Source organism: Streptomyces sp. NPDC048442 (genome assembly GCF_040651475.1).
Taxonomy (GTDB): Bacteria; Actinomycetota; Actinomycetes; order Streptomycetales; family Streptomycetaceae; genus Streptomyces.
The window spans coordinates 85,105-107,261 of record NZ_JBEZKB010000017.1; the positions used below are offsets into that span (position 1 = coordinate 85,105).

22 protein-coding genes are annotated in these 22,157 nt (G+C 71.9%); 16 read left to right on the plus strand and 6 right to left on the minus strand.

The features are described from left to right. Positions 1-5: 5 nt before the first annotated feature. Entirely contained in the window at positions 6-536 is a 531-nt protein-coding gene (locus AB0D18_RS24405; protein ID WP_362422251.1) for a GNAT family N-acetyltransferase, read from the minus strand. 55 nt (positions 537-591) lie between these two features. On the opposite strand from AB0D18_RS24405, the gene AB0D18_RS24410 reads away from it, so the two are divergent. Both AB0D18_RS24410 and AB0D18_RS24415 read left to right on the plus strand, forming a co-directional pair. Then, entirely contained in the window at positions 592-1,488 is an 897-nt protein-coding gene (locus AB0D18_RS24410) for a TIGR01777 family oxidoreductase (RefSeq protein WP_362422254.1), read from the plus strand. Between the two features lie 212 nt (positions 1,489-1,700). Next, positions 1,701-3,035 (plus strand): NAD(P)/FAD-dependent oxidoreductase, encoded by a 1,335-nt coding sequence (locus tag AB0D18_RS24415; RefSeq protein WP_362422257.1) that lies wholly within the window; start codon positions 1,701-1,703, stop codon positions 3,033-3,035. A gap of 159 nt (positions 3,036-3,194) precedes the next feature. Here the strand turns inward: AB0D18_RS24415 and AB0D18_RS24420 are convergent, their stop codons facing one another. After that, entirely contained in the window at positions 3,195-4,661 is a 1,467-nt protein-coding gene (locus AB0D18_RS24420; RefSeq protein ID WP_362422260.1) for a regulator, read from the minus strand. 230 nt (positions 4,662-4,891) lie between these two features. On the opposite strand from AB0D18_RS24420, the gene lipB reads away from it, so the two are divergent. The 4 genes from lipB to AB0D18_RS24440 all read left to right on the plus strand — a co-directional run bounded on the left by lipB (position 4,892) and on the right by AB0D18_RS24440 (position 7,916). After that, positions 4,892-5,689 carry a lipoyl(octanoyl) transferase LipB gene (lipB, locus tag AB0D18_RS24425; RefSeq protein WP_362422263.1) on the plus strand — a complete coding sequence of 266 codons (798 nt, stop codon included), beginning with the start codon at positions 4,892-4,894 and terminating at the stop codon, positions 5,687-5,689. 102 nt (positions 5,690-5,791) lie between these two features. Beyond that, the gene (gene lipA, locus AB0D18_RS24430) at positions 5,792-6,760 is read left to right on the plus strand and encodes a lipoyl synthase (RefSeq protein ID WP_362422266.1); all 969 of its coding nucleotides are present in this window, start codon (positions 5,792-5,794) and stop codon (positions 6,758-6,760) included. 237 nt (positions 6,761-6,997) lie between these two features. Continuing rightward, on the plus strand, positions 6,998-7,192 hold the full coding sequence (locus AB0D18_RS24435) for a hypothetical protein (protein WP_362422269.1): 195 nt from the start codon (positions 6,998-7,000) through the stop codon (positions 7,190-7,192). Positions 7,193-7,211: 19 nt separating this feature from the next. Beyond that, positions 7,212-7,916, plus strand: coding sequence for a DUF4191 domain-containing protein (locus AB0D18_RS24440; protein ID WP_362422272.1), 705 nt, complete (start codon positions 7,212-7,214; stop codon positions 7,914-7,916). A gap of 137 nt (positions 7,917-8,053) precedes the next feature. Here the strand turns inward: AB0D18_RS24440 and AB0D18_RS24445 are convergent, their stop codons facing one another. Beyond that, complete coding sequence (locus tag AB0D18_RS24445; protein ID WP_362422275.1) at positions 8,054-8,521, minus strand: RDD family protein; 468 nt, start codon at positions 8,519-8,521, stop codon at positions 8,054-8,056. Positions 8,522-8,799: 278 nt separating this feature from the next. On the opposite strand from AB0D18_RS24445, the gene glnA reads away from it, so the two are divergent. Next, positions 8,800-10,209, plus strand: a complete 1,410-nt coding sequence (glnA, locus tag AB0D18_RS24450; protein WP_362422278.1) for a type I glutamate--ammonia ligase — start codon at positions 8,800-8,802, stop codon at positions 10,207-10,209. Between the two features lie 61 nt (positions 10,210-10,270). On the opposite strand, the gene AB0D18_RS24455 is transcribed toward glnA, so the two are convergent. After that, positions 10,271-11,482 carry an MFS transporter gene (locus AB0D18_RS24455; RefSeq protein ID WP_362422514.1) on the minus strand — a complete coding sequence of 404 codons (1,212 nt, stop codon included), beginning with the start codon at positions 11,480-11,482 and terminating at the stop codon, positions 10,271-10,273. 334 nt (positions 11,483-11,816) lie between these two features. Between AB0D18_RS24455 and AB0D18_RS24460 the strand changes: the two genes are divergently transcribed. The 6 genes from AB0D18_RS24460 to AB0D18_RS24485 are packed head-to-tail and all read left to right on the plus strand — an operon-like array spanning position 11,817 to position 17,809. After that, positions 11,817-12,845, plus strand: coding sequence for an ABC transporter substrate-binding protein (locus tag AB0D18_RS24460; RefSeq protein WP_362422281.1), 1,029 nt, complete (start codon positions 11,817-11,819; stop codon positions 12,843-12,845). Next, positions 12,832-14,058: an iron ABC transporter permease gene (locus AB0D18_RS24465; protein ID WP_362422284.1), complete on the plus strand. Its 1,227-nt coding sequence runs from the start codon at positions 12,832-12,834 to the stop codon at positions 14,056-14,058. The genes AB0D18_RS24460 and AB0D18_RS24465 overlap by 14 nt, the downstream gene beginning before the upstream one ends. Next, positions 14,055-14,888: an ABC transporter ATP-binding protein gene (locus tag AB0D18_RS24470; protein ID WP_362422287.1), complete on the plus strand. Its 834-nt coding sequence runs from the start codon at positions 14,055-14,057 to the stop codon at positions 14,886-14,888. Before AB0D18_RS24465 ends, AB0D18_RS24470 begins: the two co-directional genes overlap by 4 nt. Further along, complete coding sequence (locus AB0D18_RS24475) at positions 14,879-15,700, plus strand: DUF364 domain-containing protein (protein WP_362422290.1); 822 nt, start codon at positions 14,879-14,881, stop codon at positions 15,698-15,700. The genes AB0D18_RS24470 and AB0D18_RS24475 overlap by 10 nt, the downstream gene beginning before the upstream one ends. Continuing rightward, the gene (locus AB0D18_RS24480) at positions 15,697-16,854 is read left to right on the plus strand and encodes a GHMP kinase (RefSeq protein WP_362422293.1); all 1,158 of its coding nucleotides are present in this window, start codon (positions 15,697-15,699) and stop codon (positions 16,852-16,854) included. Before AB0D18_RS24475 ends, AB0D18_RS24480 begins: the two co-directional genes overlap by 4 nt. Then, positions 16,775-17,809, plus strand: a complete 1,035-nt coding sequence (locus AB0D18_RS24485) for a pyridoxal-phosphate dependent enzyme (RefSeq protein ID WP_362422516.1) — start codon at positions 16,775-16,777, stop codon at positions 17,807-17,809. Before AB0D18_RS24480 ends, AB0D18_RS24485 begins: the two co-directional genes overlap by 80 nt. Positions 17,810-17,875: 66 nt before the next feature. On the opposite strand, the gene AB0D18_RS24490 is transcribed toward AB0D18_RS24485, so the two are convergent. After that, a complete protein-coding gene (locus tag AB0D18_RS24490; RefSeq protein WP_362422519.1) occupies positions 17,876-18,163 on the minus strand; it encodes a hypothetical protein in 288 nt (95 codons plus the stop codon). A gap of 148 nt (positions 18,164-18,311) precedes the next feature. On the opposite strand from AB0D18_RS24490, the gene AB0D18_RS24495 reads away from it, so the two are divergent. Then, complete coding sequence (locus AB0D18_RS24495) at positions 18,312-18,680, plus strand: arsenate reductase family protein (RefSeq protein ID WP_362422296.1); 369 nt, start codon at positions 18,312-18,314, stop codon at positions 18,678-18,680. 525 nt (positions 18,681-19,205) lie between these two features. Here AB0D18_RS24495 and AB0D18_RS24500 read toward each other — a convergent pair. Beyond that, complete coding sequence (locus AB0D18_RS24500; protein WP_362422299.1) at positions 19,206-20,153, minus strand: Gfo/Idh/MocA family oxidoreductase; 948 nt, start codon at positions 20,151-20,153, stop codon at positions 19,206-19,208. 457 nt (positions 20,154-20,610) lie between these two features. On the opposite strand from AB0D18_RS24500, the gene glnII reads away from it, so the two are divergent. Continuing rightward, complete coding sequence (glnII, locus tag AB0D18_RS24505) at positions 20,611-21,630, plus strand: glutamine synthetase (protein WP_362422301.1); 1,020 nt, start codon at positions 20,611-20,613, stop codon at positions 21,628-21,630. Positions 21,631-21,924: 294 nt separating this feature from the next. Continuing rightward, positions 21,925-22,047 (plus strand): hypothetical protein, encoded by a 123-nt coding sequence (locus AB0D18_RS24510; protein ID WP_362422304.1) that lies wholly within the window; start codon positions 21,925-21,927, stop codon positions 22,045-22,047. The last annotated feature ends 110 nt before the right edge of the window (positions 22,048-22,157 follow it).

Below are 22,157 nucleotides of genomic sequence, written 5' to 3' on the forward strand. Positions count from 1 at the left end.
GCCCGTCAGAGCACCTTGCCCATCAGCACGTCGTCCACGTACTCCCCGTGCAGGAAGAACTCGCCGGGCAGCACCCCCTCCACCGCGTATCCCTCCGTCTCGTACAGCGCCCGCGCGGGTGCGTTGGGGCCGAGCACCCGCAGGGTGAGCCGCCGGACGCCGCGCCGGCGCGCCTCGTCGCCCGCGGCCCGCAGCAGCGCCCGCCCGAGGCCCCGGCCGCGGGCCTCGTCGGCGACGGCGAGGCCGTTGATCTGGAGGACGTGCCTGTTGGCGGCGAGCGGGGTGGGCGGCACCAGCCGGACGTAGCCGCAGATCCCCCCGTTCGGGTCCACCGCGACGAGGACGTCCTCGGGCCGGTGGCCGTCGTCGAAGCAGGGGCCGTACGGCGGCTCGGGCGCCGGAGTCACCGCGCTCAGCGGCGACCAGGTCTCCCGGTCGACCCGGCCGATCTCCGCGTCGTCGCCCAGGGTGGCGGTGCGGATCGCGTAGGCGGGCGGGACGGCTGAGGCGGCAGGGCTGCCGTGCGGCTCGGACATGGCGCCACTGTGCCACGGAGCGCGCGCACACCGTGTCCCGGGGCAGGATGGCCCCATGCGGATCGCAGTCACGGGCTCTACGGGCCTCATCGGTACGGCACTTGTACGTTCCCTGCGCGCGGACGGGCACGAGGTGGTGCGTCTTGTACGACGCCCGGCCAGGGCCGGGGACGAGGTCACCTGGGACCCCAGGCGGAGTTACGTGGACACCCGCGGCCTGGTCGGCTGCGAGGCGGTGGTGCACCTGGCCGGGGCGGGCATCGGCGACCACCGGTGGACGGACGCGTACAAGCGGGAGCTGCGGGAGAGCAGGCTGCTCGGCACGGCGGCGATCGCCGAGGCCGTCGCCTCGCTCGACGCGCCGCCGCGGGTGTTCGTCAGCGGGTCCGCACTCGGTTATTACGGGGAGACCGGGGACCGCGCGGTCGACGAGGAGGCGCCGCCCGGCGACGGGTTCCTGCCGTCGCTGTGCGTGGAGTGGGAGGAGGCCGCCGCGCCCGCCGAGGAAGCGGGGATCCGGACGGTGTTCCCCCGCACCGGTCTGGTCGTGGCGCGCGGCGGCGGGGCCTGGGGCAGGCTCTTCCCGATCTTCCGGGCGGGGCTGGGCGGGCGGCTCGGCAGCGGACGGCAGTACTGGAGCTTCATCGCGCTGCACGACGAGGTGGCGGCGCTGCGGCATCTGATCGACACCGAGTCGCTGTCGGGTCCGGTGAACCTGACCGCCCCCGAGCCGGTCACCAACCGGGAGGTGACGGCGGCGATGGGGCGGGTGCTGCACCGCCCCACCCTGTTCGCGGTGCCGAAGCCCGTGCTGCAGGTCGCGCTCGGGGAGCTGGCGGGGGACGTGCTGGGCAGTCAGCGGGTGGTGCCGCGGCGGCTGCTGGAGTCCGGGTTCGCGTTCGCGTTCCCGTCCGTCGACGACGCGATCGGGGCGGCATTGCGCACCAATTGACTCAACTTCATGAACACACTTGACCGTTCACCGAGCACTTCTTGACCGGTTCTCCACCCTCGTGCGACCGCCGTGCATCAGTGCACGGGAGGTGTGCGCCTGCCGCGGAGCCCGCGGCGACTTCTACGCTGCACCCTCCAAACGGGTATTCCGCAAGGCTGTCGGGGGCATGAGCCCTGCACCACAGCCGCGCCGACCTCGGGGAGGGGCACGTGCTCACCACAGCACACCATGCGGACGTCGTCATCGTGGGGGCCGGAGTCGCTGGACTCCGTGCGGCCCACCAGCTCATCAACGCCGGAGTAACGGTCAGCGTCCTGGAGGCCGCCCCTTACCTCGGCGGCCGGATGTCCACCGATGTGATCGACGGGTTCCGGCTCGACCGGATCGGCCAGGTGCTCAGCACCGCCTACCCGGAACTGCTGCGGACCCCGGGCCTGGAGGACCTCGTCCTGCGCCCGTACGCACCCGGAGTCCTCGTGCACAGCGAGGGCCGGCACTACCGCGCGGGTGAGACCGGCGAGACGGGCGGAAAACGGAGCGCGCGGGGCGCACTCACCGCGGCACGCGCCCTAGCGAGCGCCCCCCGGCCACGTCCTCCCGGACCGCTCGGCGGCCCTCTCGACCAGGCCAGGCTGAGCGCGGCGCTGGGCCGGTTCGCCGCCACCCCCGTCGAGCGCCTGCTCGCCAGGCCCGAACTCCCGGCCCTGCAGGCCCTGTTCCGCCGCGGCCTGCCGCCCCGTACGGTCAACGGCTTCCTGCGGCCCCTGTTGTCGGCACTGCTCTCCGACCCCGACCTCACCACCTCCAGCCGGTGCGCCGACCTCGCCCTGCGCGGTTTCGCCCGCGGCCGGCTGTGCGTACCGGAGGGCGGCGCCAGGTCCTTGCCCGAGCTCCTCGCCGCGACACTGCCGCCCGGCACGGTCCGTACCGGAGTGCACGTCACGGGCGCCTCCATCTCCTCCGTCAGCACCAAGGAGGACGGCGACCTCGGCTGCCGCTCCCTGCTCCTGGCGACCGGCGCCCGCGCCGCCGCCGAGCTGCTGCCCGGACTGCGTGTCCCCGACTTCCACCCCGTCACCGTCCTGCACCACACCACCCGCTCGGCACCCCCGACCGGATCCGCCCTGGTACTGGACGCCGACCGGAGTGGCCCCGTCTCGCACACCTCCGTCGTCAGCGCGGTCGACCCCACGCGCGCGCCCGACGGCCACGCGCTGATCTCCTCCACGGTCCTGGGCACTCCCCCGCCAGGGCTGGACGACCGGGTCCGCTCCCACCTGTCCCGGCTGTACGGGACGCCGACGGACGACTGGGAGCTCCTGGCCGTCCACCACGACCCGGACGCCGTGCCCGCGATGCCCGCGCCGCACGACGTACGCCGGCCGGTCCGGCTGCTGTCCGGGCTGTACGTCTGCGGCGACCACCGCGAGACGAGCACCGTGCAGGGCGCGCTGCACTCGGGCCGCCGGGCCGCGCAGGAGATCCTGCGGGACTTCGGCATCCCCTCCGGGAACCCGGCCGAGGAGCTGCGCGCGGCCGCCTGATCCTCCCGCAGCTCACCCACCACCCGACCGGCAGCCACACCCAACGCCCCGGGTGCGCACGACGGCCAGGACCCCCGGCCGGGTCCTCTCGAGGCGGGCCTCCCGGCCGGGATCGCACTCCCGGCCGGAAGCCGACCCCTGCGGGGACCGGGACCGCCTTCAGCCCAGTGCGGCGACCCGGTCCCGGTATCCCCGGACCGCGGCCGCGTCGCGGTACGGCTCCAGGCGCCGCTCGAATTCCCGCACGTACTCCGTCGCCCGCGCCGACCGCATCTCGGAGGCCTGCTGCGCCGCCTCCGCGCCCAGCGTGCACGCCTGGTCCAGCTCCCCGAGCCCGAGCCGCGCCTGCGCGAGGACCACCCGGCAGAACAGCCGGCTGCGCGCGTACCCGTGCGGCCGCAGCTGCAAGGACTTCTCCGCGTGCTGCGCCGCCGCCCGGTACTGCTGCAGGTCCCGGTGACAGTGCCCGAACTCGTCGGCCAGCTGCGCCTCGTCGAAGAACTTCGCCCAGTGCGGTACGTCGTCCCCCGGCCGCGCGGCCTCCATCGCCCGCTCCGCCCGCACCAGCGACGACGTACAGGCCCGCACCTCACCGAGCACCCCGTGCCCGCGCGCCTCCACGGCGTGCAGCATCGCCTGGACGACCGGTGGCGCCGACGACCCCACCCCCTGCTGGGCGACCCGCGCCAGCTGCACGGCCTCCCGCCCGTGCCCGAGGTAGACCGCCTGCCTGCTCATCGTCACCAGGACGTACGACCCGTACGCCCGGTCGCCGGCCGCCTGCGCGAGGCGCAGGGCCTGCACGAAGTACCGCTGGGCGAGGCCGTGCGCCGCGATGTCGTACGACGTCCAGCCCGCCAGCCGGGTCAGATCGGCGGCGGCCGAGAACAGCCGCCGGCCCGTCGACTCCCCATAGACCCCCCTGAGCATCGGTTCCACCTCGTGCTCCAGATAACGCACGAGGGCCTGCCTGGCGTGCCCGCCGCCGTACGCGTGATCCAGCGTGCGAAACAAATCGGCCACCGAGCGCAGGGCCGCGATGTCGCCCATGGTGACCCGCTGGCCCGGCCCCCGGTCGGTCTGCCGCTGCCGGGGCAGCACCGCGGTGGCGGGCCGGCCGCCCTGGGCCGGGACCCGGGCCGCACCTGCACCGTTCAGCGCAGGAGGTTCACCGCGTCCGACCCGGTCGTCGGCCCGGCCGATCAGCCAGTCCCGGCTGGGCACGACGAGCCCGGCCGGGGTGAACGCGATCTTGCGCAGCTCGGCATGGCTGCCGGAGTCCTTGCGCCACAGCCCGCTCACGATGTCCACGGCCTCCTCGGGCGTGGCCGCGAATTCGAGCCCCGCGTACACGGGGGCACACGCGTCGAGCCCGAGGTCCTGCGCGGACAGCCGTCTGCCCAGCCTCCTCGTGAACACTTCGGCGATCAGTGCGGGGGTGGTGCCGCGCGGCTGCTGACCGCGCAGCCAGCGGGTGACCGAGGTCTTGTCGTACCGCAGATCGAGCCCGTGCTCCAGTCCCAGCTGGTCCACCCGTCTGGCCAGGCCCGCGTTGGAGAATCCCGCTTCTGCGATGAGCGTGGCGAGCTGTCGGTTGGGGATGCGCTGCGGAGGTCGTTCCGTCATCAGCTCTGAGCTCTCCTGCCTTCCGGGCCCCGGCTGGCAGCCCTCATGGAACGGCGTGAATTTAGCGACCCTGGGCCCCGCAACGGACCTCTGCGCCTCTGCTTCATCCGATCGTGTGACGATTCTCCGAAGGCGCTGACGGAGACCCCGTGCATCCGCCCTGCCCATGGGCCTCTTCTCCCGCCGCCGTACAGTGGCTGGGGGCGTGGCGAAACGAAGGAGACACCACCGTGAGTGAGCTGCGGTTTGTCCGACTGGGATTCGGCGACGATGCCGTCGAGTACCGGGAGGCCTGGCAGAAGCAGCGTGAGGTGCACGCCGCCCGCTTCGCCGACGAGGTGCCCGACACCTGTCTGCTCCTTGAGCACCCGCCCGTCTACACGGCGGGACGGCGCACCGAGGACAGCGAGCGCCCCCTGGACGGCACCCCCGTGGTCGACGTGGACCGGGGCGGCAAGATCACCTGGCACGGTCCCGGTCAGCTCGTCGGCTACCCGATCCAGAAGCTGCCCCGCCCGGTCGACGTCGTGGCGCACGTACGCCGCCTCGAAGAGGCCCTGATCCGCAGCTGTGCGGAGCTGGGTCTGGAGACGACCCGGATCGAGGGCCGCAGCGGCGTCTGGGTCCTGGGCGACCCGGTCGAGCAGCGCCCGCAGATCGGCGGCCTCTCCCTGGACTTCGACCCGCGGCTGACGGACCCCGAGTTCGACGCCCGGCTGAACGGTCCCGAGTACGCGCCCTCGAACGCCGGCCAGCGGCGCGAGGACCGCAAGCTCGCCGCGATCGGCATCCGCGTCGCCAAGGGCGTCACGATGCACGGCTTCTCGCTGAACGTGAACCCGGACAACACCTGGTTCGACCGGATCGTCCCGTGCGGCATCCGTGACGCGGGCGTCGCCTCGCTCGCCAACGAGCTGGGCCGCGATCTCACCATCGAGGACGTACTGCCGGTGGTCGAGAAGCACCTGACCGCGGTGATGGAGGAGTCCACGCCCGCGCCCCGGGCGGTCGAAAAGGCCCCCGCCTAGGGAATTACCCCGTCCCGCCCAGGGTTGGGCGGACGTAGAGCCATGCAAATATCGGGCGTACCCTGGTGTCCGCCGAAGAATCGAAGTCGTAGGGAGCTGGACGTGTCCGCTGTCGCACCCGACGGACGCAAGATGCTGCGTCTGGAGGTCCGGAACAGCCAGACCCCCATCGAGCGCAAGCCCGAGTGGATCAAGACCCGGGCGAAGATGGGCCCCGAGTACACCAAGATGCAGGCCCTGGTGAAGGGCGAAGGACTGCACACGGTGTGCCAGGAGGCTGGTTGTCCCAACATCTACGAATGCTGGGAGGACCGCGAGGCGACCTTCCTCATCGGCGGTGACCAGTGCACGAGGCGCTGTGACTTCTGCCAGATCGACACGGGCAAGCCCGAGGCCCTGGACCGTGACGAGCCGCGCCGCGTGGGCGAGTCCGTCGTCACCATGGACCTGAACTACGCCACCATCACGGGCGTCGCACGCGACGACCTGGAGGACGGCGGTGCCTGGCTGTACGCGGAGACGGTCCGCCAGATCCACCAGCAGACGGCCGGCCGCGAGCTGGGCCGCACCAAGGTGGAGCTGCTCGCTCCGGACTTCAACGCGGTCCCCGAGCTGCTCGACATCGTCTTCGAGTCCCGCCCCGAGGTCTTCGCGCACAACGTGGAGACGGTGCCGCGCATCTTCAAGCGCATCCGCCCCGGCTTCCGTTACGAGCGTTCGCTGGACGTCATCACCAAGGCGCGTGCGGCCGGTCTGATCACCAAGTCGAACCTGATCCTCGGCATGGGCGAGACCCGTGAAGAGGTCAGCGAGGCGCTGAAGGACCTGCACGAGGCGGGCTGCGAGCTCATCACGATCACGCAGTACCTGCGGCCCTCGCCGCGGCACCACCCCGTCGAGCGCTGGGTGAAGCCGGCGGAGTTCGTCGAGCTGAAGGACGAGGCCGACGCGATCGGCTACTCCGGTGTGATGTCCGGGCCGCTGGTCCGGTCCTCGTACCGCGCGGGCCGTCTCTTCGGTCAGGCGATGGAACGGCGCGGTACACCGGTCGCCGCCACCGGCACCGTGTGAATCGACTCACAAGCAGTTACTGACAAGTACTGGCCGTAATGACGCGGCCCGCGCGAATGCCGCAGGTCGGGGCGTCGTACGGGCCGCGTCAGCGTTTTCGCCCGTACCGTCAAGGTTTCATCGGTGTTTGACCGGCCGGTCACGCACTGGTAACACCAATCAGTGACCCTGGCTTTACGCACCGCAGTTCCGCCGTCACGCACTTCCGCCGTTCCGTCTTCGAGGGGGACCCCCGACATGCAGGCCGTACGCGCCAACGCCCTCCCGTCCGTCACCGACGCGTTGCGCGCCGTCGAGTCGCTGCTGATCGGCACCGGACAGCGCACCGCACGCCGGAACGCCTGGACCGCCGTCCTTGAGGACCGGCGCCGGGCGAAGGACAGGGTCGAGACACAGCACGTCCTGGAGGCCGTGTCCGCTCGTACGTCCTAGGCAACGTAAACTTTCTCGTATGGCGAGGAAGGAACGCGCAGCGAACGCGGACACTGCGAACCCCGGGCGACTCAAGCAGATTGCCCTGACGTACAAGATGACGCGGCGGAATGACCCCAAGGTGGGTCTGATCGTCGCGGGCGTGGGCATCGTCGTATTCGGTGTCCTCCTCGGCCTCGGCTTCCTCATCGGCCACCCGGTCTACCTGGGCATTCTGGGCTTCCTGCTGGCCTTCCTCGCGATGGCGATCGTCTTCGGACGCCGCGCCGAGCGGGCCGCCTTCGGGCAGATGGAAGGACAGCCGGGAGCTGCGGCGGCCGTGCTGGACAACGTGGGCCGCGGCTGGACGACGACTCCGGCGGTCGCGATGAACCGCAACCAGGACGTCGTGCACCGGGCGGTCGGCAAGGCCGGCATCGTCCTGGTCGCCGAGGGCAACCCGAACCGGCTGAAGACGCTGCTCGCGGCCGAGAAGAAGAAGATGGCCCGCATCGTCGGCGGCGACGTCCCCGTGACCGACATCATCGTCGGCAACGGCGAGGACCAGGTGCCGCTGAAGAAGGTCCGCACCAAGATGCTCAAGCTCCCCCGCACCCTCACCGGCCCGCAGGTCACCGCGACCAACGACCGGCTGCGCGCGATGGGCGATTTGATGAGCAATATGCCGGTTCCCAAGGGTCCGATGCCCGGCACCAAGGGCATGAAGATGCCGCGCGGCCGCTGACCTTCCTCCCCGTTCCTTCTACGCAGAAGACGGCCCCGGAACCTTCGAGGTTCCGGGGCCGTCCTGCTGTTCTCCCGTACGTGAGCCGGTTGCACCCGCGTATACGTGGGCCGGTGGCATCCGCGTACGTACGCCGGTTACATCCGCACCTGTACGGCGCGGGCCAGCCGGTCGTGCAGGCCGCGGCCGTCGCGGTCCCAGATCAGCGCCGGGATCGCCAGGCAGAGCAGCACGCTGCGCACCGCTGCCCAGCCGAAGGCCAGCCGCCCGCCGTGCTCGGAGGCGAGCCGCACGCCGAAGATGCGCTTGCCGGGGGTGAAGCCCAGGGTGCCGACGGTCAGTACGTGCAGCACAAGGAAGATGCCGAGCGCGTAGTTGCCCGCCGCCTGTGAGTCGCCGCGGGCGAAGAGCCCGTACGCGATGAGCAGGCACAGCCCCCAGTCGACGAAGAGGGCGCCGAAGCGGCGGCCCAGCGGGGCCACCGAGCCGGGGCCCTCGGGGGGCAGGCCGAGGCGCTTGCCCCGGTGCCCGAAGTCGGCGCCCATCTCTTCGGCCGCCGCGCGCGGCCCGGAGAGCCACGATCCGATTGCTTGCCTGTTGTCCACCCGACAAAGGTACTGCGCCCCCCTTCGTCCCGGTCCGGCCGGGGCAGGGTCGGAGCGGGCCGGCGGGCAGCGCCTTTACCGACGCGGCGGAGCGCCGTAGCGGCTCGACGGGGCACTGTCGCGCCGGGCTGGTTAACTTGGGCGAAACAAATGGGTCATGCTGGAGAAATCCCGTCTGCCTATGGTCGACGCCAGCGTGCGCCACCGCACTGGCCCGCATGGAGACCCGCATATAGCGGCAACCCCGCCCGGCCCCGGGCGGGAGTAGGAGGAGCTGGATGTTCGGGAACGCCGACGAAGCCAAGAAGTTCATCGCGGACAACGACGTCAAGTTCGTGGACGTCAGGTTCTGCGACCTGCCGGGTGTGATGCAGCACTTCACGATCCCCGCAGCGGTCTTCGACCCGGACGAGGAGCTGGCCTTCGACGGTTCGTCGATCCGCGGCTTCCAGGCCATCCACGAGTCCGACATGGCGCTGCGCGCCGACCTGTCGACGGCCCGCCTGGACCCGTTCCGCAAGGACAAGACGCTCAACATCAACTTCTTCATCCACGACCCGATCACGGGCGAGCAGTACAGCCGCGACCCGCGCAACATCGCCAAGAAGGCGGAGGCGTACCTGGCCTCCACCGGCTTCGCGGACACCGCGTACTTCGGTCCCGAGGCCGAGTTCTACGTCTTCGACAGCGTCCGCTTCGCGACGTCGGCGAACGAGAGCTTCTACCACATCGACTCCGAGGCCGGCGCCTGGAACACCGGTTCGGAGGAGAACAACCGCGGCTACAAGGTCCGCTACAAGGGCGGCTACTTCCCGACCCCGCCGGTCGACCACTTCGCCGACCTCCGTGCCGAGATCTCCCTGGAGCTGGACAAGAACGGCCTCCAGGTCGAGCGCCAGCACCATGAGGTGGGCACCGCAGGCCAGGCGGAGATCAACTACAAGTTCAACACGCTGCTCGCCGCGGCCGACGACCTGATGCTCTTCAAGTACATCGTGAAGAACGTCGCCTGGAAGAACGGCAAGACCGCGACCTTCATGCCGAAGCCGATCTTCGGTGACAACGGCTCGGGCATGCACGTCCACCAGTCGCTGTGGCAGAACGGCATCCCGCTGTTCTACGACGAGCAGGGCTACGCGGGCCTCTCGGACATGGCCCGCTACTACATCGGCGGCATCCTCAAGCACGCCCCGTCGCTGCTGGCCTTCACCAACCCGACGGTGAACTCCTACCACCGCCTGGTCCCCGGCTTCGAGGCCCCGGTCAACATGGTGTACTCGCAGCGCAACCGCTCCGCCGCGATGCGCATCCCGATCACGGGCTCCAACCCGAAGGCCAAGCGCGTCGAGTTCCGCGCCCCGGACCCGTCCTCCAACCCGTACCTGGCCTTCTCGGCGCTCCTGATGGCCGGCCTGGACGGCGTCAAGAACAAGATCGAGCCGCCGGAGCCGATCGACAAGGACCTCTACGAGCTGGCCCCCGAGGAGCACGCGGGCGTCCAGCAGGTCCCGACCTCGCTGCCGGCTGTCCTCGACGCGCTTGAGGCCGACCACGAGTACCTCCTGGCCGGCGGTGTCTTCACCCCCGACCTGATCGAGACGTGGATCGACTTCAAGCGCACGCAGGAGATCGCCCCGATCCAGCTGCGCCCGCACCCGCACGAGTTCGAGCTGTACTTCGACCTCTAGGCCGCACCCGGTCGTCCACGGAGCCCCGTCACCGCTTTCGCGCGGTGGCGGGGCTCCGTCGTCATTTCGCGCCGGCCGCAGGGGAGAAGTGGCGGGCGCCCGGGGCGAGGGTGGCCGCCGCGGGGGCGAGGAAGCAGAGGGCGGCGCAGGTCAGGAGGACGGGGGTGGGGCCGAAGGCGGTGACGGCGGGGGCGATGAGGGCGAGGCCCAGGGGGGCCAGGCCGTAGGAGAGGAGGAAGTCGAGGGAGGAGACCCGGGCGAGTTTGTCGGGGGCGACCTCGCGCTGGGTGGCGGTGAACCAGGGGACGTTGAAGAGTTCGATGCCGATGCCCGCGAGGACGTACGCGCCGATGACGACGGCGGGGTGTACGGGCAGGGCCAGGCCGAGCGGGGCGAAGCCGTAGCAGGCCAGGCCCAGGAGAGCGGTGCGGCCCTGGGAGCGGGGGCGCCAGCGAGCCATGAGGAGGGCGCCGCCCAGGGCGCCGAGTGTGTAGGCGGTCATGGCGGCGGCCAGGACGACCTCGGTGCCGTAGCGGTCGCGGCTGATCAGGGGCAGGGCCACGCCGGTGGCGGAGTAGCCGGTGGCGATGACGGTGGTGAGCGCGCCGAGTCCGGCCAGGAACCAGGGGTGTCGGCGGGCCTCGCGCAGGCCGTCGACGAACTCGGCGCGGAGGGAGGGGCGGGGGGCGGGGGCTGCGTCGTCGTGCGGGGCGGGTGCTCCCTCGTCCTGTGGTGCGGGCTTCGCCAAAGTGCCCCGGCCCGGGACCAGCGCGGCGGCCAGCCAGAGCAGGCCGATGCCCAGGAGCAGGGTCGCGGTGTCGAGGAATACCGCGAGCAGCGCGGTCAGGGCCGGTCCTGTGAGCGTGGTGACGCGTACGGACAGGGTCATCGCCGCATTGGCCTGCTGGCGCTGCGGCGGGGCGACGACTTCGGCGGTGAGTGCCTGGAAGGCGGGGCGGCACGCGCCCTGGCCCGCACCGGCCAGCGCCGCCGCGGCCGCCATGAGGAGGAGCGAACGGCCGAGTCCGGCCGCCAGCAGGGGGGCTGCGACCGCGGCCGCGAGGGCCGCCCACAGGACGACGCCGCGCCGGGTGTGGCGGTCGGCGAGGACTCCGCCGACCGCCACGGCTATCAGGAATCCGGCGGTACGGGCGGCCAGGAGCAGGCCCAGGGCCGCCGCGCTGAGGGTGCGGTCGAGGACGGCGAGGCCAAGCACGAAGGGCAGGGCCCAGGTCGCGAGACCGGAGGCGGTGGTGCCGGTCCACAGACGCAGGAAGCGGATGTCCAGGAGGACGGAACGGGCGGGCGGCTCGTCGGGGCGCAGCTCGTCGGGGCGCGGCTCTTCGGTGGGCGGAGGCTCCGACTTCGGAGCGGGGTGGCGGGGGTGGGATGTCGTCACTGGGGGTGAGCTCCTGGGATTTCGTTGCACACCAACTCCCGCTGAGAGGCAGGGGGTTGAGGTGCTGGATCGGGGCGCGGGCAGGGGTGCCCGGACCCAGGGGGCTAGCTTAATGAAAATGATTACCGTTACAGTAGCGCTCGTTCCGGGCCGCGTCAGCACCTGAATGCGGTTTCCGGCCTTCTGCCCTCACTGCTCCGGAGGACCCATGTCCCGTTCCGTCCGGGTCGGCGCCGTCGCGCTGACCCTCTCCCTCGCCTCCCTCGCCGCCGTCGGCTGTTCAGGGCCTGCGACCTCCACGCCGCAGGCCGCAGGCGACAAGGCGGCGGAGGTCGTGAAGGTCACCAGCTGCGGGCGGCAGTTGTCGTTCACCGGGGCGCCGAAACGTGCCGTCACGCTCGACCAGTCCGCGACAGAAGTGCTGCTTGAGCTGGGGCTCCAAGACCGGATGGCGGGCACCTCCAACCTCAAGACGAAGATCGCGCCGGAGTACCGGGAGGCGTACGGAAAGGTGCCGGTGCTGAGTCCGAAGCTGCTCGGTGGCGAGCAACTACGTGCAGCCGCACCGGACTTGGCGGTGGCCGGTTTCAACGACCACTTCACCAAGGACCGGGCGGGGACGCGGGAGGAACTGGCCGCGCTGGGACTGCCGACGTTCCTGAGCGCGGTCGACTGCCCCCAGCAGAACGCCGCCGGGAAGTCCCCCTTCGACCTGCTCCTTGAGGACTACCGGAACCTCGGGAAGGTCTTCGGCGTCGAGGAGCGCGCCGAGAAGCTCGTACGGGACCAGCGGGCCATGCTCGACAAGGCGGCGAAGGACTCGGCCGGAGTGCGGGGCGCGCCGCGCGCGGTGTGGGTGTACTCGGTGTACGGCGATGCTCCGTACGTCGCCGGGAAGACCGCCATGGCGAGTGAGATGAGCCGGATCGCCGGGGCGAAGAACGCCTTCGACGACCTGGACGAGGACTGGCCGTCCGTCACCTGGGAGGAGGTCGCCAAGCGGAACCCGGACTTCATCGTGGTCGGTGATCTTTCGGAGCGCGGCAAGCCGGGCGACAGCGCGGCGGACAAGCTGGCGGCGATACGCGGCAATCCGGTGATGGCGCAGCTGGACGCGGTGCGCAAGAACCGCTTCATCACGGTTCCGGGGACGGAGATGGACCCGTCGGTGCGGACCGTGGACGCGCTGCCCCGGCTGACGGCGGGCATGAAGGCGCTGGGTCATGCCGGGCGATAGGGACGGGCCGGGCGCGCGGGGCGACGTACTGGATCCCGGCGCGCGGGTCGATCTGCCGGCTCCGGGCGCGCGGGCCGATCTGCCGGCTCCGGCCGAGCGGGTCGACCTTCTGGATCCGGCCGCCCGGGAGTTGCCGGAGCTGCCGGAGCTGCCGGAGCTTTCCGCTCGGGAGAGTTCGGCGGCTGCCGTCCGGCCCCGGACCGTGCGTACGGCCGTGCTGTTCGTGGTCGCGTCCGCCGTGTTGCTGGGGTCGGTCGCGGTGTCCGTTCGGATCGGGTCGACCGAGGTCGGTTACGGGGATCTGGCGCGGGCCTTCGGTTCGCGGCTGGGTCTCGGGGCCGGCGGCGCGCCGGCGGCGCGCCTGCTGGACTCGCTGATCTGGGACTTGCGGGTGCCCCGGGTGCTGCTGGCCGCGCTGGTCGGGGCGGCGCTCGCGGTGTGCGGGGCGGTGCTGCAGGCCGTGACGCGCAACGCGCTCGCCGATCCGTATCTGCTCGGGGTGTCCTCGGGGGCATCGACCGGAGCCGTGGTCGTCGTGGTGTTCGGGTACGGGGCGCAGGCGCTCGGGGTGAGTGGCGGGGCCTTCGTGGGGGCGCTGTTGTCGTTCGGGCTGCTGATGCTGCTGCTCAGGCGCAGCGGGCTCGACTCGGTGCGGATCGTGCTGACGGGCGTGGTGGTGGCGCAGTTGTTCACGGCGCTGACCTCCCTGGTGCTGATGGCGTCGGGGGACGCGGACATCGTCCGGGCGATCACGCAGTGGCTGCTGGGGTCGATGGCTTCGGCACGGTGGGACGCGGTGCTGGTGTGTGCGGTGGTGACGGCCCTCGGGTTCGCCGTCGTATGGGCCAACTCCGGTTCGCTGGACGGGTTTTCGTTCGGTGCGGACACCGCGTCTTCGCTGGGCGTCGAGGTGCGGCGGACCCGGTGGGTGCTGTTGGTGGTGACGTCGCTGATGGCGGCGGTCGCGGTCGCGGCGGTGGGAGCGATCGGGTTCGTGGGACTGATCGTGCCGCACGGGGTGCGGTTCCTGGTGGGGCCGCTGCACCGGGTGCTGCTGCCGTTCTCGGCTGTGGCCGGGGCGGTGTTCCTGGTGTGGACGGATGCGCTGGCCCGGGTGGCGTTCGCGCCGCAGGAGGTGCCGGTGGGGGTGTTCACGGCGTTGCTCGGGGTGCCGTTGTTCCTGCTGGTGCTGCGGAGAAGGGGAGAGTTGTGAGGATCGGCGCGCAGGGGCTGACCTGGTCGGTGGGCGGCAAGGCGGTGGTGCGGGACGTCTCGTTGGAGGTCGCGCCCGGCGAGACGGTGGCGCTGATCGGGCCGAACGGGTCGGGCAAGTCGTCGCTGCTGCGCTGCCTGGCCGGACTGCGTACGCCGGACACCGGCTGCGTTTCGTACGACGGCCAGGACGTACGGGGGTGGAGCGCGCGGCGCATCGCACGGCGGGTCGCCTTCGTCGAGCAGGCCGTGGACGTGGGGAGCGAGCTGCGGGTCGCGGAGGTGGTGGGGCTCGGCCGGACCCCGTTCCGCAGCCGGTGGGGCGGGGCGAGTGCGACGGATCTCGCGGTGGTGGCGGCGGCCCTGGAGCGGGTCGGGCTGACGGAACTCGCGGACCGGGAGTGGAAGGCGCTCTCCGGGGGCGAGCGGCAGCGGGCGCATTTGGCGCGGGCGCTGGCGCAGCGGCCGTACGCGGTCCTCCTGGACGAGCCGACCAACCACCTTGATGTGAAGCACCAGTTGGAGCTGATGGAGCTGCTGTCGGCGAGCGGTCAGACGGTGCTGGTGGCGCTGCACGACCTGTCGCTGGCCGCCCGGTACTGCGACCGGCTGCTGCTGATGCAGGGCGGCCGGCTGGTCGCGGCGGGGGCGCCCGCCGACGTACTGACGGGGTCGCTGCTCGCGGAGGTCTTCGAGGTGGAGGCGGAGGTCGGACCGGATGCGCTGGGCCACTTCGCGGTCGCCTACCGGGGGCCGGTGCGCGACGGCATGGACGACATGGACGACATGACTGATCGAGTGAACGAGGAAAGGGAGGCGTCATGGACGTGATCGGGAGTACGGGGACGGAACTGCTTCTCGCGGAGGTGCTGGCCGGTGAACACGGGCCGCTCCCCGAGGAGTTGACGGCCACCAGTGTGTTCTGGGTGCATCACGGGACCCGGCTGGCGGGCGGCACCACCACCTATCTGAACCAGTACGTGCTGGTGCGGGTCGGCGGCGCCTTCGGGGCCTGTGCCTTCGAGGCGGACGAGCTGGACGCGGGGATCTGCGGGGCGATGTCGGGGAGTTCGCTGGGGACGCTGTTGCGCGACCCGGCCCGGCCGGTGCGGATCGCCGCACTGGACGCGTATCTGGCGGCGGTCCGGCCGCACCGGGAGGCGGACGCGGAGCCGGTGACCCTGCCGGCCGGGCCGCCGGAGGTACGGGCGGTGGCCAGGGACGCGGCGATCACCGGCCTCCTGGACATCCCGCAGGGCGCCAAGGTCGCCCTGATCGGCGTCGTCAACCCGCTGGTGGCGGCGATCCGGGAGCGCGGCGGGGTGCCGCTGCTGTGCGATCTGAACCTGCGTACGACGCAGTGGGGCGACCCGGTGACCCGGGACATGGCCGAGGTACTGGACGCGGCGGACGCGGTGGTGGCCACCGGAATGACCCTGAGCAACGGGTCGTTCGACACGGTCCTGGCCAGGTGCCGGGAGCGGGGCGTGCCGCTGGTGGTGTACGCGCAGACCGGGAGTGCGGTGGCGCGGGCGTTCCTGGGGGCGGGGGTGAGCGCGGTGTCGGCAGAGCCGTTCCCGTTCTCGCAGTTCAGTGCGGAGGAGACGGTGCTGTACCGGTACCGGGCGGGTGGTGTCGTATGACGGCCGTCGCCGCCGTGCCTGTCTTCCGTACGGGGGCGGGGCACGCGTCCTGTCACCACGGCGAGATCCTCCAGGGCGTCTTCCGGGACGCGGAGGGGAACGGGTGCGCGGGGCTGGTGACGCTGCCGATGCACGGGCCGGGCGCCCCGGGCAGCCGGGCGGTGTTCGTGCCGCGCCCCGGCACACGGCCCGGGGAGGTGACGGTGGAGCCCGCCGGGCGGACCAAGGCGCGGCGGGCTGCGGTCCTGATGGCCGAGGAGTGCCGCAGCAGGGCCCGTGTGCCGGTCTGCGGAGGCGCGTTGAGGCTGACGGGCGACCTCCCCGTGGGCCTGGGGATGGGTTCGTCCAGCAGTGATGTGATCGCGGCGCTGCGGGCCGTCGCGGACGCCTTCGGGGTACGCCCGCACCCCGGGACGCTCGCCCGGCTCGCGGTACGGGCCGAGGGGGCGTGCGATCCGCTGATGCTGGACGGCGGGCGGCCCGCGCTGTTCGCGCAGCGGGAGGGGCGGGTGCTGGAGGTGTTCGGCGGGGCGCTGCCGCCGGTGGTCGTCGTCGGCTGCGCGCTGGGCGGCGGCAGGCCGGTGGACACCCTGGCGCTGCCCGCGCCGCACACCGGGTCCGCCACCGAGCTGGACACGTACGCCCGGTTGCGGGACCTGCTGCGGCGGGCGGTGCGGGCGGGCGATCCGGTACTGCTGGGGCGGGTCGCCACCGAGAGTGCCCGGCTCGGCCAACGGCGGTTGCGGCACCCGGAGTTCGGCGCCCTGGAGACGGCGCTGGCGGAGACCGCTGAACGGGCGGGTGCCGTCGGGGTGCAGATCGCGCACAGCGGCAGCGTCGCCGGACTGCTGCTCGACCCGGCGGGCGGCGGGCTGCGGCGGCGGGTGCGGGAGTGCGTACGCGCGCTGGACGGACTGGGGCTCCCGGCGGTCCGGGTGTTCGCGACGTACCCGCCCTTCGTCCCGCACCCTCCCTTCTCCCCCTTCACCCCTACCGCCCCTACCGCCCCTCCCCCTTCTTCCCTCCCCTTCGAGGAGTTGTCGCATGGACACGCACATACGGGACCCGCACGTCATGGACACGCACATAGCGGATTCGATCGGCCGCCCGGATCTGGTCCGGCTCGACGAGGGGCTGCTCTGCCTGCGCTTTGAGACCATGAAGGTGGTCTCCGCCCTGGCCGCCGTACGCCATCTGCTCGACACCGGGGCGGTGCGGCGCGGGGACACCCTGGTGGACAGCTCCAGCGGGATCTACGCGTACGCACTGGCGCTGGCCTGCCACCGGTACCAGATGCGCTGCCTCATCGTCGGTTCCTCAACGGTGGACCGCACGCTCCGCACCCAACTGGAGGTGCTGGGCGTGGAGTTGGAGCAGATGGAGCCGTGCGACGACCTCAAGCTCGACCAGAAGCGGCGGGTCGCCCGGATCGGCGAGATACTGCGCGCCCACCCCTCGTACCACTGGATGCGCCAGTACCACGACGACATCCACTACCTCGGCTACCGGGCGGTCGCCGACCTCGTCCGCGGGAGTCTCGCCCGCAGCGGTACGGACCCCCGGCGGCTCACCCTGGTCGGCGGGGTGGGGTCGGGGGCGTCGACGGGGGCGCTGGCCCGGTACCTGCGGGAGAGCGACCCCAGGGTGCGGCTGACCGGTGTACAGCCGTACGGCAGTGTCACCTTCGGCAGCGAGCAGGTGGCCGATCCGGAGATCATCATCGCCGGGATCGGCAGCTCGATCCCCTTCGGGAACGTGGCGCACACGCAGTACGACACGGTGCACTGGATGTCCTTTGGCACGGCCCTGTCCGGGAGCGTCGACCTGCTGCGGCGGCACGCGGTGTTCGCCGGGCTCTCCACCGGGGCCGGGTATCTCGCCGCCCGCTGGGAGCGGGGGCTCGAACCGGACCGGACCGTACTGTTCCTGGCGGCCGACACCGGGCACCGGTACGCCGACTCGGTCTTCGCCAGGCACCGCGAGGCGCGACGGGTCGAGGACCTGGCGCCGCACACGGTCACCGGCACCGGGGAGCTGGCCCTGCCGTGGTCGCGGATGAGCTGGGGGCGGGCGGGGGCGCCGGAGGGTGCGGTGGCGGCGGTGGCGTGAGTGCACGGGAGGGCTGTGCCTGCGGATTCCCGCAGGCACAGCCCTCCCGGTTTCACGAAGGTCCGGCTAGCTCATCTCGTCGCGGATGAGCTCGCGGACCAGGCGGCAGGTGGTGTTGGACGGCGGGTGGATGCCTACGCGCGCGGCCGTGGCGCGGATCTTGCGGTTGGTCGCCTTCTCGGGGACGTAGACCCCGGTGTCCATCAGGGCTATCGCCAGGCGCATGGCCTTGAGGCGGCGGTTGTGGGAGATGTACCACTCGCGCGGCCGGCCGGCCGGGAGGGGCTTCTTGCGGAGCGGTTTCGGCGCGACGCCACGGCCGGTCTTCGGCTTGTGGGGGCGGGCGTTGGTCATCAGTGCGGCAGCGGTCACGGGCATCCTCCTGAGGCGGTCACGGACCCTCTCGGACGCTTCTCATTTTACTGGGCACCACTGACAATCGGCCCTGGCCAGGGGCCGTTTGAGGCCGGGTGGGCGGTGGGGCCGGGGGTACCGTTGGGGCATGGAGATCTGGATCAACCCCGCGTGTTCCAAGTGCCGCTCGGCGGTACAGCTGCTGGACGAGGAGGGGGCCGAGTACACCGTGCGGCGCTACCTCGACGACGTACCGGATGAAGGGGAGATCCGGGAGGTGCTGGGGCGGCTCGGGCTTGAGCCGTGGGACATCACGCGGACCCAGGAGGCCGCGGCCAAGGAGCTGGGCGTACGGGGGTGGCCGCGGGAGGCGGCGGCACGGGACCGGTGGGTCGCCGCGCTCGCCGCACACCCGAAGCTGATCCAGCGGCCGATCATCACGGCCGACGACGGGACGGCCGTGGTGGGACGTACGGAGGAGGCGGTACGGGACGCCATGGGGCGGCTCGGCAACTGAGAAACCCTGCGGCGGCTCAGCCGCCGACGTACGGGAGTACGGCGGTGGTGGCCGCCGGGAGGAGCTCGGCGTCCCGCGAGGCGACCTTGCGGGAGTCGTAGGTACGGCCGCGCTCGGCGAGCATGATCAGGGGGTGGGGGCGGGGGCGCAGGGGGCGCAGCTCGCCGGGGGTGGGGCTCGGACCGGTGACGGGAGCACCTTTTGCGGTGCGGGTGCGGGCGTGGCCGCCAGCGGTGCCGGTGCCTTGCCGGTGCCGTTCAGGACGGCGTCCAGCCAGGTGGCCTGGTCGGCGATCGTACGCAGTGGGCGCGCGGGATCCGCCGCGCCGAGGCCCGGATCCCCTACCGGGTCGACGGCGTGTACGCGGTGGGTGCGGGCGAGGTCGGCGACATGGGCGTATCAGCTCGCGGAGGTGGACGGTGCTCGGTTTCGCCGCGTGACCCGGGGGTCACTTGGCCGGCAGCGCTTCGTCCGGGGCGCGGAAGGCTGCTGAGGTGTCCGGAGTGTCCCGGGCGGCGGGGCCGGTCATGCCGTGGTCTGCTTCGCGGTCGCGTTCAGAGCCGCGTCCGCCTGCGCCAGGATCTCCGTGACGTGGAGGCCGAAGCGGGCGTCACAGGGGTGCGGGGTGCCGGTGCGGGCCGCCTCCAGAAGGGCGCTGATCGCCGTGCCGAAGGAGTCCACGCCCGCTCCCCACACCGCAGGCAGGGGGTGCACGCCCGCGGTGCCGCGGAGTTCGATGTCGACGCCGGACGCCTCGGGCGGGGCGGTCAGGCTCAGGGCGGCGGTGCTGGAGGCACCGGAGGTGTGACGGAGAGTCAGGTGGACGGTGTCGCCGGGGCCGGGAACCGCGGTCAGGCCCGTCACGTCGCCGAGGGTGGGCAGCAGTACGGAGAGGGCGTGCGGGCCGACGTCCCACAGGGCGCCCTTCTCGCCGCGCCACGGGGAGGCGGCATGCGGGTCCGCCGTGCCGGACGTGCCGGCCGCGCCGGGCCGGAAGAAGGCGCCCAGCCAGTGCGCGCAGGCGGTGAACCAGCCGTCGGTGGCGGCCTGTTCGGCGATCCAGGGGGCGGTGCCGGCGGCGAAGCGGAGGGTGAAGAAGACGACGGAGGCGACACCTGCGGCCTCGGCCGCCTCCGCGACCTGACGGGCGCCGTCCGCCGTGGTGGCCACCGGCTTGTCGAGGAGGAGGTGGCAGCCGGCCCGCGCGGCGCGGACGGCGAGGGGGGCCTGGATGTCCGGGGGGAGGGCGATCGCGACGGCGTCGCAGGCGGCGAAGAGGGCGTCGACGTCGTCGTACGCGGTGGTGGAGTGCGCTTCGGCGATCTTGGCGGCGGCTTCGGGGCGGCGGCCCCAAACGCCGACGAAGTCGACTTCGGGGTGGGCTGCGAGGGCGGGGGCGTGGGTGCGGCCGGCCCAGGGGCCGGTGCCGAGGAGGCCGATGCGGAGGAGGGGGGTGGGGGGTGCGGAGGTCATGCGGGCCAGTCTGCCTTGACGGGGACATTCGCGGCCCAGCGCGGGGGGCTCCGCCGTGAGGGGGGTCGGGGTGGCGGGCCCGGCCACGGCTGGTGCGTATCTGCTGGTCGGATGTGGCTGGTCGCGCAGTTCCCCGCGCCCCTAGAAGATTGCCCTCCTGGGCACGTGGGGAACAGCGCGCGCAACCCACAACGCTCCCGAGGAGAACGGCCCGCCCTACGCGGCCCACCGCGGGGGGCTCCGCCCTGAGGGGCTCGGCCTAGAAGATTGCCCTCTTGGGGGCGCGGGGAACAGCGCGAGCAACCGTAGAGAACGGGCAGCCCCGTTGCGACGCATGTCACCTCCGCATCCGGTCCGGTAACACGGGGTTCATCTTTGGGCAACGGGTGGGAAATGGCGGGTTGCCAGGCTGCCGACCATCCCCGCAGCCGCGTAGAACCCGTAAAGGATGGCGTCCGTGACGTTCAAGGCCGAGTACATCTGGATCGACGGCACCGAGCCGACCGCGAAGCTCCGCTCGAAGACGAAGATCCTCGGCGACGGGGCGGCGCTGCCGATCTGGGGCTTCGACGGGTCCAGCACCAACCAGGCCCAGGGGCACGCCTCGGACCTCGTACTGAACCCGGTGTTCTCCTGCCCGGACCCGATCCGCGGCGGCAACGACATCCTCGTCATGTGCGAGGTGCTGAACATCGACATGACGCCGCACTCCTCCAACACCCGCGCCGAACTGCGCCCGCTGGCCGAGCAGTTCGCGGGCCAGGAGCCGATCTTCGGGATCGAGCAGGAGTACACCTTCTTCGAGGGCGAGCGCCCGCTCGGCTTCCCGGTGGGCGGCTTCCCGGCCGCGCAGGGCGGCTACTACTGCGGTGTCGGCGCCGACGAGATCTTCGGCCGCGAGATCGTCGAGAAGCACCTCGACCACTGTCTGGCGGCGGGGCTCGGGATCTCCGGCATCAACGCCGAGGTCATGCCGGGACAGTGGGAGTTCCAGGTGGGCCCGCTGGCCCCGCTGGAGGTCTCCGACCAGCTGTGGATCGCGCGCTGGCTGCTCTACCGCACCGCCGAGGACTTTGGTGTGTCGGCCACCCTGGACCCGAAGCCCGTCAAGGGCGACTGGAACGGGGCCGGCGCTCACACCAACTTCTCCACGAAGGCGATGCGCGAGGGCTACGACGCGATCATCACCGCGTGCGAGTCGCTCGGCGAGGGTTCCAAGCCGATGGACCACGTCAAGAACTACGGGGCGGGCATCGACGACCGCCTGACGGGTCTGCACGAGACCGCGCCGTGGAACGAGTACAGCTACGGCGTCTCCGACCGCGGCGCCTCGGTCCGCATCCCGTGGCAGGTCGGCAAGGAGAAGAAGGGTTACATCGAGGACCGGCGTCCGAACGCGAACGTCGACCCGTACGTGGTGACCCGGCTGATCGTGGACACGTGCTGCACGGCGCTGGAGAAGGCCGGGCAGGTCTGATCTCCCTTGTACGGAGTGGGGCGTTCGCCGGTACGGACCGGTGGGCGCCCCCCTTTGCGTACCCGGGCGGCGCGCGTTTGCGTACCCGGGCGGCGCGCGACTCTGTGTTCTTCCCCACGTGTTCTCCCCGCGCAGCACGCGGTCTGACGGGTCGACCGACAGGTCGATCCCGCTGCCCTCACCGGCCTGGCGCAAGCGGCTGGGCCGAGGGGCACAGGGGGCGCACAGGGGCGTCACAGGTCCGGGGCCGGCTGGGGCCTCCTGCGGTCGGCGTGCGCATGCTTCAATGGGCGCATGACCGGATTCCAGAACATCACCGCTACGGGTCGCTTCGACCTGGAGCCGTTCTGGCCTTCCCGTCAGCATCACGACTTCGACCGGGTCTGTTGTCGCGCGACGAACGCGCGGACCCTCTAAAGCCGTTCCCGGCCTCCCGACAGCACGACAGCATCGGGACATGACCGGCGGTCTTCGGTCCACGCGCACTCCGTAGGAAGCAGTACGCCGCCGCGCGGTTCTCCGCGGCG

What these genes read in the sequence shown, in the direction of transcription:
- AB0D18_RS24405 (WP_362422251.1), bottom strand. Translation starts at nt 536, where the DNA reads ATGTCCGAGCCGCACGGCAGCCCTGCCGCCTCAGCCGTCCCGCCCGCC.
- AB0D18_RS24410 (WP_362422254.1), top strand. Translation starts at nt 592, where the DNA reads ATGCGGATCGCAGTCACGGGCTCTACGGGCCTCATCGGTACGGCACTT.
- AB0D18_RS24420 (WP_362422260.1), bottom strand. Translation starts at nt 4,661, where the DNA reads ATGACGGAACGACCTCCGCAGCGCATCCCCAACCGACAGCTCGCCACG.
- AB0D18_RS24435 (WP_362422269.1), top strand. Translation starts at nt 6,998, where the DNA reads ATGCAGGCCGTACGCGCCAACGCCCTCCCGTCCGTCACCGACGCGTTG.
- AB0D18_RS24440 (WP_362422272.1), top strand. Translation starts at nt 7,212, where the DNA reads ATGGCGAGGAAGGAACGCGCAGCGAACGCGGACACTGCGAACCCCGGG.
- glnA (WP_362422278.1), top strand. Translation starts at nt 8,800, where the DNA reads ATGTTCGGGAACGCCGACGAAGCCAAGAAGTTCATCGCGGACAACGAC.
- AB0D18_RS24460 (WP_362422281.1), top strand. Translation starts at nt 11,817, where the DNA reads ATGTCCCGTTCCGTCCGGGTCGGCGCCGTCGCGCTGACCCTCTCCCTC.
- AB0D18_RS24465 (WP_362422284.1), top strand. Translation starts at nt 12,832, where the DNA reads ATGCCGGGCGATAGGGACGGGCCGGGCGCGCGGGGCGACGTACTGGAT.
- AB0D18_RS24475 (WP_362422290.1), top strand. Translation starts at nt 14,879, where the DNA reads ATGGACGTGATCGGGAGTACGGGGACGGAACTGCTTCTCGCGGAGGTG.
- AB0D18_RS24480 (WP_362422293.1), top strand. Translation starts at nt 15,697, where the DNA reads ATGACGGCCGTCGCCGCCGTGCCTGTCTTCCGTACGGGGGCGGGGCAC.
- AB0D18_RS24485 (WP_362422516.1), top strand. Translation starts at nt 16,775, where the DNA reads ATGGACACGCACATAGCGGATTCGATCGGCCGCCCGGATCTGGTCCGG.
- AB0D18_RS24490 (WP_362422519.1), bottom strand. Translation starts at nt 18,163, where the DNA reads ATGACCAACGCCCGCCCCCACAAGCCGAAGACCGGCCGTGGCGTCGCG.
- AB0D18_RS24495 (WP_362422296.1), top strand. Translation starts at nt 18,312, where the DNA reads ATGGAGATCTGGATCAACCCCGCGTGTTCCAAGTGCCGCTCGGCGGTA.
- AB0D18_RS24500 (WP_362422299.1), bottom strand. Translation starts at nt 20,153, where the DNA reads ATGACCTCCGCACCCCCCACCCCCCTCCTCCGCATCGGCCTCCTCGGC.
- AB0D18_RS24510 (WP_362422304.1), top strand. Translation starts at nt 21,925, where the DNA reads ATGACCGGATTCCAGAACATCACCGCTACGGGTCGCTTCGACCTGGAG.